This is a genomic window from Paraburkholderia sp. 2C, from assembly GCF_054589215.1.
Genome location: NZ_BAAILL010000036.1, coordinates 762,763 through 774,402 on the forward strand (window position 1 = coordinate 762,763; position 11,640 = coordinate 774,402).

The 11,640-nt window shown below is 65.6% G+C and carries 9 protein-coding genes; all 9 read right to left on the reverse strand.

Annotation, left to right across the window (positions count from 1 at the left end; genetic code table 11):
• Positions 1 to 79 precede the first annotated feature (79 nt).
• Complete coding sequence (locus ACYPXD_RS16140) at positions 80 to 790, reverse strand: HAD-IA family hydrolase (RefSeq protein ID WP_459713044.1); 711 nt, start codon at positions 788 to 790, stop codon at positions 80 to 82.
• Positions 780 to 3,221 carry an aldehyde dehydrogenase family protein gene (locus ACYPXD_RS16145; RefSeq protein WP_459713046.1) on the reverse strand — a complete coding sequence of 814 codons (2,442 nt, stop codon included), beginning with the start codon at positions 3,219 to 3,221 and terminating at the stop codon, positions 780 to 782. The genes ACYPXD_RS16140 and ACYPXD_RS16145 overlap by 11 nt, the downstream gene beginning before the upstream one ends.
• 54 nt (positions 3,222 to 3,275) lie before the next feature.
• Entirely contained in the window at positions 3,276 to 4,235 is a 960-nt protein-coding gene (gene deoC / locus ACYPXD_RS16150; RefSeq protein ID WP_459713048.1) for a deoxyribose-phosphate aldolase, read from the reverse strand.
• An 83-nt stretch (positions 4,236 to 4,318) separates the two neighbouring features.
• Entirely contained in the window at positions 4,319 to 5,350 is a 1,032-nt protein-coding gene (locus ACYPXD_RS16155) for an ABC transporter permease (protein ID WP_459713050.1), read from the reverse strand.
• Between the two features lie 3 nt (positions 5,351 to 5,353).
• Positions 5,354 to 6,841, reverse strand: a complete 1,488-nt coding sequence (locus ACYPXD_RS16160; RefSeq protein ID WP_459713052.1) for a sugar ABC transporter ATP-binding protein — start codon at positions 6,839 to 6,841, stop codon at positions 5,354 to 5,356.
• The gene (locus tag ACYPXD_RS16165; RefSeq protein WP_459713054.1) at positions 6,834 to 7,826 is read right to left on the reverse strand and encodes a sugar-binding transcriptional regulator; all 993 of its coding nucleotides are present in this window, start codon (positions 7,824 to 7,826) and stop codon (positions 6,834 to 6,836) included. Before ACYPXD_RS16165 ends, ACYPXD_RS16160 begins: the two co-directional genes overlap by 8 nt.
• Positions 7,823 to 9,343 (reverse strand): FGGY-family carbohydrate kinase, encoded by a 1,521-nt coding sequence (locus ACYPXD_RS16170; RefSeq protein WP_459713057.1) that lies wholly within the window; start codon positions 9,341 to 9,343, stop codon positions 7,823 to 7,825. The genes ACYPXD_RS16165 and ACYPXD_RS16170 overlap by 4 nt, the downstream gene beginning before the upstream one ends.
• 48 nt (positions 9,344 to 9,391) lie before the next feature.
• Positions 9,392 to 10,408, reverse strand: coding sequence for a galactitol-1-phosphate 5-dehydrogenase (locus ACYPXD_RS16175; protein ID WP_459713059.1), 1,017 nt, complete (start codon positions 10,406 to 10,408; stop codon positions 9,392 to 9,394).
• Between the two features lie 168 nt (positions 10,409 to 10,576).
• Positions 10,577 to 11,554, reverse strand: a complete 978-nt coding sequence (locus ACYPXD_RS16180; protein ID WP_459713061.1) for a substrate-binding domain-containing protein — start codon at positions 11,552 to 11,554, stop codon at positions 10,577 to 10,579.
• Between the last annotated feature and the right edge of the window lie 86 nt (positions 11,555 to 11,640).

Below are 11,640 nucleotides of genomic sequence, written 5' to 3' on the forward strand. Positions count from 1 at the left end.
AAAGCAATCGAACGCTGTTCGCTCTCATGCGGCTAGCGCAGTTGAAACCGGGCCGACGGTGGCGGATCTCAGCCCCCGGTCACCGGCTTAACCCCGCGGCAGGCTGAACGCGCGCCGGCAGCCCCCACTGCCGCGGCTCGAACTGATCGAGCGATGCCAGCACCGAATGCGCGTGCGCAAAGCGCGCGGCGCTCATCGCCGGGTCCGGCACGGCAATCACGTGCATACCGGCCGCCCGCGCAGCCGTTACGCCGAACGGCGAATCCTCGAAGACCAGCACGTCGTCGGGCGCGACACCGAGGCGCCGTGCCGCGACAAGAAAAATATCGGGCGCCGGCTTCGCCTCGCGCACGTCTCGATCGTCGGCTGTCACGACAACATCGAACAGACGAAACCAGTCCTGATGCCGCGACGTCTTGATATCGAAGAAAGTCCGTGACGAACTCGTCCCAACGGCGATCGGCACGCCCTGTTCCGCCAGATGCCGTACCAGCGCCGCGGCGCCCGGTTTTGCCGGCGCATCGGCGAAACCGGCGCGCAACAGCGGCTCGCGCTCGACGAGAAATTCTTCCGCGGTCATCGGCAAGCCGAGCGCGCTCACCACGTACTCGGCCAGATCGCGCGCGCCGCGCCCGATCGTATTCTGCTTGACCTCCCAGTCGAAGGTCTTGCCGAAACGCGAGGCGATCTGCTGCGTGACCGATGTATAGATGCCTTCCGAATCGAGCAGCAGCCCATCCATATCGAAGATAACCGCACGCGCGACGCGCCCGGCCTGCTCATTCGCCATACGGCACCCAGATGTTCTTCACTTGCAACGCGCGGTTCGCGAACTCGCCGAACGCATAGCGGTCGGCGCCCTCGTCGAACATCGCCGGATCGGGCGTCCATACCGGCTTCAGATTGCCCGCCGATTCCGCTTCGGCGCAAGTCCGTCCGGCCGCGTCGCCGGCATACCAGAAGGCGTCGACGTCGTTATGCGCGGCGAGTGTTTGAACCAGTTCGTCACGCGGTCCGCTGAGCAGATTCACGACCCCGCCCGGCACGTCGCTGGTATCGAGCAGCGCATAGAAATCGACGCCGACCAGCGGATGCGTTTGCGAAACGACCGCGACCACCCGATTACCGAGCGCGATCGCCGGCGCGATCATCGAGACCATGCCGACCAGCGGCGCATCGTCCGGGCACGCGATGCCCAGCACGCCCCAAGGCTCGTTCATCGCGAGCGTCACGTGACGCGTCAACGTCGAGTGGACCCGGCCATCGTGTTTGTCCGCGAGCGCGGCACACCGGAACAGACGCCGCACACTCAGCTCCACCTCGCGTGCGGCGTCCGCTTCGGCCGCTCCTGTGCATTCGCGCAGCAACGCGGCAAACGCCGTCTTGCGCGCGGCCAGATTTTCCGCGAGATAGTAGACGACCTGCGCGCGCGCATGCCCCGACATGCCGGACCAGCTGCCTGCCTTGCGCGCTGCCTCGACGGCATTGCGCACATCCTTTCGGTTGCCAAGCGGCGCGAGACCGAGCGGCGCGCCGTCGGCGCCGAACACGCGGTAGCTGTAACCGGAGTCGGGCCGCGTTTGCTTGCCGCCGATATACAGCTTCGCGGTCCGGTCGACCTGCCCGTTCTGCGCGACGAAGCCTTGCGAAGGAACCGGCGAACGCAGCGCGGCGGCACTTGCCGCGCCGGCCGCGTTGGCAGGACGCGGCCCGGCGCCGCCGGCGACCTCGCCACCGCGCGCACCGCGCAGCGCCAGATATTCGAGCATCCCTTCGCGCCCACCCTCGCGCCCATAGCCGCTTTCGCGATAGCCGCCGAAACCGGCTGCCGCGTCGAACTGATTCGCGCTGTTGATCCACACCACCCCTGCCTTCACCGCGGCCGCGACCTCGAGCGTGCGATTGAGATTCTCCGACCATACCGACGCGGCAAGACCGTAGCGCGTGTCATTGGCGAGCGCGACCGCTTCATCGGGCGTACGAAACGTGCTCGACGTGACGACCGGGCCGAACACCTCCTCACGCACCAGCACGGACGACGTCTCGACATCGGTCACGAGCGTCGGCGGATAGAAGAAGCCCACGTCGCGAACCGCCATCGGTGGTTGAAAGCAGGTTGCCCCTTCGGTCACGCCTCGCTGCACGAGCGACGCGATCCGTTCGAGCTGCACGCGATCGACGACAGCGCCGATGTCGGTCGATTTATCGAGCGGATCGCCGACCCGCAGCGCGCTCATGCGCGCGCGCAATTTCGCGTGGAAACGATCGGCCACGCCTTCCTGCACGAGAATGCGCGAGCCCGCGCAGCAGACCTGCCCCTGGTTGAACCAGATCGAATCGACGACGCCTTCGACGGCCGCGTCGAGATCCGCATCGTCGAACACGATAAACGGCGACTTGCCGCCGAGTTCGAGCGAGAGTTTCTTGCCGGTGCCCGCGGTCGCGCGGCGAATCGCGCGTCCCACTTCGGTCGAGCCGGTAAACGCGATCTTGTCGACGCCGGGATGCGCGACGATCGCGGCGCCTGTCGCGCCATCGCCGGTCACGATATTGACGACACCGGCCGGCAGTCCGACCTGCTGGCAAATTTCCGCGAACGCGAGCGCGGTGAGCGGCGTGAATTCGGCCGGCTTCAGCACCACCGTGTTGCCGGCCGCGAGCGCCGGTGCGATCTTCCACGCCAGCATCAGCAGCGGAAAATTCCACGGAATGATCTGCCCGCATACGCCGAGCGCTTCATGATGCGGAAACTCGTCGCCCGCGAGTTCGGCCCAGCCCGCGTGATGATAGAAATGCCGCGCGACGAGCGGAACGTCGATATCGCGCGACTCGCGAATCGGTTTGCCGTTGTCGAGGCTTTCGAGCACCGCAAGAAAGCGCGCGTGCTTCTGGATGTGCCGCGCGAGCGCGTACAGCAGGCGCGCACGTTCATGTCCCGGCGCGGACGACCACGCCGGAAATGCGCGTCGGGCGGCCGCGACCGACGCGTCGACATCGGCCGCGCCGCCTTGCGCGACATGCGCAAGCAGCGACTCGTTCGCGGGGTTCACCACCGCGAAGCGCGCACCGTCCGCCGGCGCGACGAATGCCCCGTCGATGAAATGGTCGAATGCGCGCCCGCGCGCTTCGAGCCAGCTCATTGCGACATCGGCGCTTTCGGGGGCGGGGCCATATTCCATGGTTTCGAGTATGTCTGTGATACGGGCTTGTGAAGTTTTCATGCGTGTATCCCGAGGGTTCCGGTGAGTCCGCCCATGGCCGCGCGGGCGCAAGCGTTATGCGAGACCGTGCCGGTGCAGCGCCGAATATTGACCGGTGACGAAATGCTCGATTTGCCGTTCGATATCGCCGAGCAGCGAGCTCGCGCCGATACGGAACAGGTTCGGTTCAAGCCACGCCCGGCCGAGTTCTTCTTTCATCAGGATCAGCCAGTTCATCGCGTCCTTCGCGGTGCGCAATCCGCCGGCGGGTTTGAAGCCGATCCTGAAACCCGTCAGCGTTTCGTAGTCGCGAATCGCGCGGCACATCACGAGGCTCACGGGCAAGGTCGCGTTGACGTCCTCCTTGCCGGTCGACGTCTTGATGAAATCCGCGCCGGCCATCATCGACACCATGCTCGCGCGGTACACGTTGCGCAGCGTCTTCAGGTCGCCCGTCGCAAGAATCGCCTTCAGATGCGCTTCGCCGCACGCCTCGCGCATCTGTCTGACTTCGTCGTAAAGCGCGTCCCACTGCTGCAGCAGCACGTGTTCGCGTGTAATCACGATGTCGATTTCGCGTGCGCCTTCGGCCACCGCATAACGGATTTCATCGAGCCGTTGCCTGAGCGGCGTAAGGCCGGCCGGGAAACCCGTCGCGACCGACGCGACGGGAATACCCGAGCCTTCGAGCGCCGCCACGGCCGCGCCGACCATCGTCGGATAGACGCAGACGGCGCCTGTCCTGGGCGGCGCGTCGTCGAGGCCGAGTGCGCTGATCAGATCGTCGCGCAGCGGCCGGCGTGCCTTCGCGCAGAGGCGTTTGACGCGGCCGGGCGTGTCGTCGCCCGCCAGGGTGGTGAGGTCGATGCAGGAAATCGCCTTGACGTGCCACGCGGCCTGCCAGACCTTTTTGACGGAGCGGCGTGCCTTGAGCGTGTCGCTGCGGCGCGCGGCGGCAGGCGCGTTGACCTGCGGGCCGAGTACGGCGTCGAGGGCGAGCGCCACACCCGGATTGCGTGCTAAGTGTTCGGACATGGAGTCGGGATGCGGAGGTTGAGCGGGAATGGCGGCCGGCGACGCTGCCGCCCGCCGCCGTCTGGACGTAGGGGCGCCGGCGGTCATGTGCGCCCCGCATAGTGGTCGATCAGGCGGTTCAGCAGAATCGCCAGCACGATGATCACGCCGGTAATCGTCATCTGGTAGAACGAGCCGAGTCCGACGAGGTTGAAGATGTTGCGCAACACCTGCAGCAGCATCACGGCGAAGGTCGTGCCGAGCATGCCGCCGCGCCCGCCGAAGAGGCTCGTGCCGCCGAGCACGACAGCCGCGATCGCATCGAGTTCGAGCCCTTGCGCCGAGGTTGGCTGGCCGATGTGCAAGCGCGACGTGAGCAGCACGCCGCCGAGCGCCGCAAGCAGGCCCGAGATCGCGAAAACGGCAATCGAAATCGCGCGCACCGGCACGCCCGACAGACGCGCGGCTTCGATATTGCCGCCCGTCGCGAGCACGTACTCGCCGAACACCGTGTAGCGCAGCACGAGTCCCGCGATCACTGCGATCGCGAGAAAGATGATGCCCATCACCGGGAACAGCAGATTCGAACCGGGCAGGATCGGGATCATGGCCGATCCGATGCTGCTGAAGCCGCTCGGCAGGCCGCCGATCGGCGAGCCGTCCGAGAGCAGATAGGTCGCGCCACGCAGCGAGACGAGGCCCGCGAGCGTGATAATGAAGCTCGGCACCTTTCCGTACACCGATATCGCGCCCATCGAGGCGCCGGCGAGCAGCCCGACGAGCAGCGCGAGCGGCGCCGCAAGCCAGCCCGACATGCCGCCGTGCAGCAGCGTGGCGACCACGATCCCCGTGAAGGCCGACAGGCTGCCGACCGACAGATCGATATTGGCGGTCAGAATCACGAAGGTCATGCCAATCGCCACGATGCCGACCACCGCGGCCTGCTGGAACAGATTCGCGATATTGCCGAAAGTCAGGAAATCGCTGGACAGCGAAGTCGCCACCGCCACCGCAAGCAGAAAAATCAGAATGAAGTTGTACCGCATCGCCCATTCGACGAGCGGACTGTTGATGAGGCTGCGCCGGGGGCCGCTATCGGCGCCGCGCGTGACGATCTCTTTTGACGTCGTATCCATGTTTCAAGCCCTTCGTCCGATGATGGTCGCCTGCTGGATCTCGAGGCTCGGCGTGACGGCCGGATCGAAACAGACGACGTTTTTGCCTTCGTGAATGACCCAGATGCGATTGCAGTTCGCGTACAGCTCTTCGAGCTCGCTGCTCGCGACGAGCACGGCCGCGCCCTGTTCGGCGAGACCGCGCGCGAGCCGATAGAGGTCCGCCTTTGCGCCGATGTCGAGACCGCGGCTCGGTTCGTCGAGCAGCAGCAGTTTCGCGCCGTCGATCACCCACTTCGCGAGCACGACCTTCTGCTGGTTGCCGCCCGAGAGCTGACGCACGGGTTGCGTGAGCGAGCCGAATTTCGTCTGCAACTGCCCCAGCACCGGTTGCGTGCGCGCCTTCATGCGCCGATGCGAAAGCCAGCGGTAGCGGCGGTTGTGCGCGAGCGTCGCATTGCGATAGATCGGTGCATCGAGCACAAGACCTTCGGTCTTGCGGCTTTCGGGAACGAGGCCGATGCCGCGGCGGATGGCGTCTTTCGCATGTTTCGGGCGATAGGGCTCGCCGAACAGTTCGATATCGCCGCTCGAAGGCTGCACGCCGAACAGCGCTTTCAACAGCGTCGTACGGCCCGCACCGTTCAGTCCCGCGAGCCCGACCACTTCACCCTCGCGCACTTCGAGATTGCGAATGTCGAGACCGGCGGGACCGGCAAGGCGCCGGATCCGCAAGGCCAACGTCTCGCGCGGCGGCGCATGCTCGCCGCGCTCCAGCAGTTCGTGGCTGTCGCCGACCACGGCCGACACGAGCGTGCGTTCGTCGACGGCGGCCACCTCGAACGTCTCGACGGTCTTGCCCGCGCGCAGCACCGTCACGCGGTCGCCGATCTCGCGAATTTCGTTCAGGCGGTGGCTCACATAGACGACGGACACGCCGCTGGCCACGATCTCGCGAATCACCTGAAACACCTTCTCGAGCTCGGTTTCGTTGAGCGCCGCCGAAGGCTCGTCCATCACGACGACCTTCGCGGCGCCGGTCAACGCGCGCGCAATGGCGGCAAGCTGCTGATTCGCGATGGACAGCGTCTCCACGCGTGCGGTCAGCGAGAAGGTCGCGCCGACCCGCGCGAGCGCCGCCGCGGCAAGCGCACGGCGCTTCGCGCGGGACACGATGCCGAAGCGGCGCGGCACGTGGCCGAGCAGCAGGTTTTCTTCGACCGTCATCTGCGGGATCAGGTCGAGTTCCTGATAGATCATCGCAATGCCTGCCGCGCTCGCCTCCTGCGGGTTGCGCAGATCGACCGGCTTGCCATCGATATGCAGCGCGCCTGTATCGGGCCGATGCGCGCCGGCCACGATCTTGAGCAACGTGCTCTTGCCGGCGCCGTTCGCGCCGAGCAGGCAATGCACTTCGCCGCGCCGCACGCGCAACGACGCGTCGACGAGCGCGACCACGTTCGGCGGAAAGCGCTTCGACACATGGCTCACGTCCAGTACGTTGTCACTCATCGCCGTGCTCCAGCAGGAAGCGCGCGGTCGCTTCGTCGGTCGCGAGCACGTTGACATAGCGCGCGCGCAAACAGGCGCGCGCGACCTTGTGTTTGCGCTCGCCGACGCACACGCCGATCGAGTACGCCTTGTCGCGCAATCGCTCGGGCCGCAAGCCGATGGTGCGGCTATCGAGTTCCGGCGCGACGATCTCGCCATTCCCGTCGACGAAGCGGCCGAGAATATCGCCGACGGCGCCGCGCTTCGCGAGGTCGCGCATGATCGCCTGGTCGACATAGCCCGACTCGACGAGCACCGAGCGGTCCGACAGCTCGCCCATGCTGAAGCAGGCAACCGGCGCCTCGTCGGCAACCCGCAGTGCTTCGGCGACCACCGTGTCCTGCTCGAGCGCTTCGCGCGTGCGCGCGCTGCCGAGCATCGCGGGCACCGGCAAGAGCGTTGCGTGGCCGTTACCGGCATGCGCGAAACGCTCGGCGACGTTGTTGGTCTGCTCGGCGACGTTGCGGATACTGATCGCGCCGTTCAACAGCACGACGTGCACGCCATCGTTCCAGCGCGGCGGCAGCCACTGCGCCATCTTGATCATGGTGCGGCCCCACGACACGCCGACGAGTTGCGGCGGCGGCTGCAGACCGGCGAGATAGCGCCCCGCCGCCTGCGTGACGACGTTCAGCTCGACGTCCTCGTCGCCGCTTGCCGCGAGCACGATCGCTTCGCGCAGCCCGAAGCGGCGTTGCATGTCAGCCTCGAGATGCGGCAGACGCGGCGAGCGCGGAATGATCTCGATGCGCACGATGCCGACCTCCTTCGCTTCGCGCAGCAGCCGCGCGACCTGCCAGCGCGTGAGGCCGGTTTCCTTCGCGATATCGTTCTGTGTGCGCTCGAGGTCGTAGTAAAGCTTGGCGACCTGCGCCATCAATTGCTCGCGTTGCGGATCGGAATTCAAGCGCGACGGCAGCGAGTCGTTCGTCGAAGGGTTTGTCATGCTGCGGACCTCATGGCGGAAGCCGCCTCGAGCGGCGGCCGGGAGACGATGGGTCCCACCGTGTCGGTCGCCTCGCGATAGCGTTCGAGCAGCATCTGGTATTGCTCGTGCGCTTGCGGGTCCGGGTCGACGCGCACGCCGTGCGTCGCGAAACTCGCGACCGCCTCGCGCAACTGCGCGCATTCGCCGACGCCGCATGCCGCGGCGGCGGCCGCGCCGATCAGCGTCAGATTGTCGTGCGCGACGACTTCGAACGGAACGCCCGTCGCATCGATGGTTGCGCGCAACCATAGCGGGTTCTTCTGAAAACCGCCAGCCGCGATCACGCGCCGCACGTCGATACCGGCTGTACGCAACGTATGAAACACATTGGCCGAGCCGAGCGCGATCGCTTCGACCGACGCGCGGTAGACATCCTTGCGCTGATGGTTCAGCGACAGGCCGAGGATCGCGCCGCGCAACTCGGACGAACGGTAGGGCGTGCGGTTGCCCATCCAGTAGTCGAGCACCAGCAGGCCCGTTTCGCCGGGTTTGAGTTCGGCCGCCTCGGCGATCAGCGCCTGGTGACCCGTTTCGTCGAGACCGAACATCTGATGCGCGAGCCAGTGCAGGATCGAGCCGGCCGATACCTGCCCGCCCTCGATAAGCCACGGCCCGTCGATCAGCGCGTTCGGATACGGTCCCCACATGCCGGGCACGTCGACCCATTCGGGGATATGCATGAGCTGGACGATCGACGTGCCGCCGATAAAGAGCAGGTCGCCCGCGCCCGTGGCGCCGGCGCTCAGCATCGCCATGTGCGCATCGATGCCGCCCTGCGCCACAACCGGCCGGCCGGCGATACCCAGATGCTGCGCAGCCTCTTGCGTGAGCGGGCCGATCCGGCCGCCGACCCGGATCATCTCGCCGGGAAGCTTGTCGGCGAGGTCCGGCACGCCGAGCCGCTCGTAGAGATCGACCGGGAAGCGCTGCTGGACCGTGTCGTAGTTCCACTTGCAGGTCGCATTCAATTGCGACGCCACCCAGCGGCCGGTGAGCCAGTAGTTCACGAGATCGACGGCTTCGCAGATTCGCGCGGCCCGGCGATACAGGTCCGGTTCGTTGCGAGCGAGCCAGATCGCTTTCGGCACGAGCCATTCGACCGCGTCGCCGCCGGCGCTCATCATCGGATGACGGACCGCACGCGTGCCGTTCGCTTCATTGCCTGCGCGGCAATCCATCCACAGCAACGCGGGCCGCAGCGGGACGCCGTGTTCGTCCGCGGCGACAACGGTCGAGGAAGTCGTCGCCACGCAAATTCCGGCGATCCGCGGATGCCCGGACCCCGCCATCAGTTCGCGGCAGGCTTCGCCGAGCGCCTGCCACCACGTGAGCGGCGCCTGCTCCGCCCATCCAAGGCGCGGATAGACCGTCGGGTAGCGTGCCTCCGCGACACGCACGAGCTTGTGGGTGCCCGCATCGTATAAACCGGCACGAACGCTGCCCGTGCCGAAGTCCAGCCCCAAGAGCAAGGACATTCTGTCTCCTCCTACGTTTGTTATGTCGACTCCATATTACGCAGGACGCTACGACGGGCGGAACACGACTTTGGCCGCCCCCTTCTTTTCCGCAAAATGCTGGAACATGTCGGGCAGTGCCTCGAGCGGAAGATCGTGCGTGATCATGAAGTCCCAGCGCAGCGCGCCGGTCGCGAGCTTGTCGATCGCAGCCGTCCACTCGTCGCCGGGGAACGGACCCGAGAACGAATTCCATGCGCCGTGCAGCGAGACTTCCTGACGCAGAAAGTGCGAGAAGCTCCTGTTCGTGAGCGCGACATCGGCGGTCGGAATACCGATGAACACCACGTGGCCGCCCGGGCCCGCGAGCTGGACCGCCTGGTTGATCGCACTGGGGTGACCCGCCGCTTCGACGATCAGATGGCAACGCGGCAGATCCGCGTCCGGCTGGCCGCTCAGCAGCGTATGCGTGGCGCCCGCGGTGCGCGCCATCTCGAGCTTGTCCTCGGCGATATCGATGGCGACGATGTTGCGCGCGCCCATCAGCTTCATCCATTGAATCGCGAACAGGCCGATCGGTCCGCAGCCGACCACAGCGGCGTTCTGGCCGGCCTTCAGCTCGCCCTGCCAGATCGCGTGAATCGCGATCGCAGCGGGATCGACGAGCGAGGCCGCGGTGGGGTCCATCGTCTGCGGCACTTTCACGAGATTGGTGGCCGGCACGCCGACAAACTCGGCATATGCGCCGTCGCGGCGGCTGCCGAAGTAGTCGTAGTCGAGACAACGCGACGGGTGCCCGCGCATGCATTGATCGCATTTCAGACATGGAATCAGCGGCGGCACGGTAACCAGTTCGCCAACTGAAAAGCCTTCCACGCCATTGCCGAGCGCTTCGACAAAGCCGGCGAATTCGTGACCGCAAATGAGCGGCATCACATGCGCGCCCTTGCTCAGCATGCGCGGGATATCGGACCCGCACACGCCGCACGCGGCCACGCGCACGAGCGCGTGTCCCGGCCTCACAGACGGTTTTTCGACTTCTTCGACGCGGATGTCGCCCGGCCGATGCATGACAGCTGCTCGCACGATGATTTCCTTAGCAAGTGAGTAGATGAAAAACCTGCCGCGAGCCGTTAAGACGCTTAACGGCTTCCACGCTTCCATGATTCAAAGGCGATGCCGGACGCGCTCGTGGCGAGGTGGTCCGGGCCGGCCCGACGGCGGAACGCGGCGCTTGCCGGGCCGCCGAAAAGATCAGTACACCTTCGGACGGTATTCGCCGAACAGCCCGTCGTGCTTGATCTGCTTGACGTTGTCCTTCGTGACGACTTCCGTGCCGGCATCGACGAACGACGGCACCTTCTTGCCGGCCGCGACCTGCTCGGCGGTCTGAATCGTGATGTCGCCGAGATAGCGCGGGTCGTTCAACGCGGTCGCGACATACTGGTTGCCGCTTTCGATCGCATTGAGCGCTTCGGACAGCCCATCGATGCCGGCGACGAGTACGTCCTTGCGATTGGCTTCCTGCAGCACCTGCATCGCGCCGAGCGCCATGTCGTCGTTATGCGCGACCACCGCCCTGAGGTCCGCATTCGCCTGCAGCAGATCCTGCATCGCGGTAACTGCGTTCGCACGAATGTATTCGCTGTACGGACCTTCGACGATCTTGAATCCCGTGCCGTTGAACGCGGTATGGAAACCCTTGCGGCGATCCTGCATGACGGTGCCGCCGGCGTCGCCCTGAATCTCGACGATCTTGCCGCTCGTCACGCCTTTCTTCTTCAGTGCGGCAACGAGCGCCTTGCCCGAGAGTTCGCCCATCTTCACGTTATCGCGGCCGATATAGGCCGCCACGCTGCCGTGCACGGCACGGTCGACGGTGATGACGGGCACATGCGCACGGCTCGCGGCATCGAGCGACGGGGCCACCGCATCGGGGTTCACAGGGTTGACGATCAGCACGTTGACCTTGCGCGTAAGCAGATCCTGAATGTCGTTGTTCTGCTTGTTCACGTCACCGTTTGCGTCGAGAAAGATCAACTCGTCGCCGTTCGCCTTCGCGGCGGCCTGCGCGCCCTCCTTGAGCTGGACATAGAACGGCGACTGGAGCGTCACCTGGCTAAAGCCGATTTTGAGTCCTTTGGCATTCGCAGACGAGGTGGCGGTCAGCGCGGCGGCCGCCAATGCGGCGACCGACACGAATCTCAATGCATGAGCAGTGCTCTTGAACATCGGTTGTCTCCAATTTGTTGTTTTACTGCTTTGTCATCACAAATGTGAATGCTACGCACATTTGTGATGACAAAGATAGGAGCTAT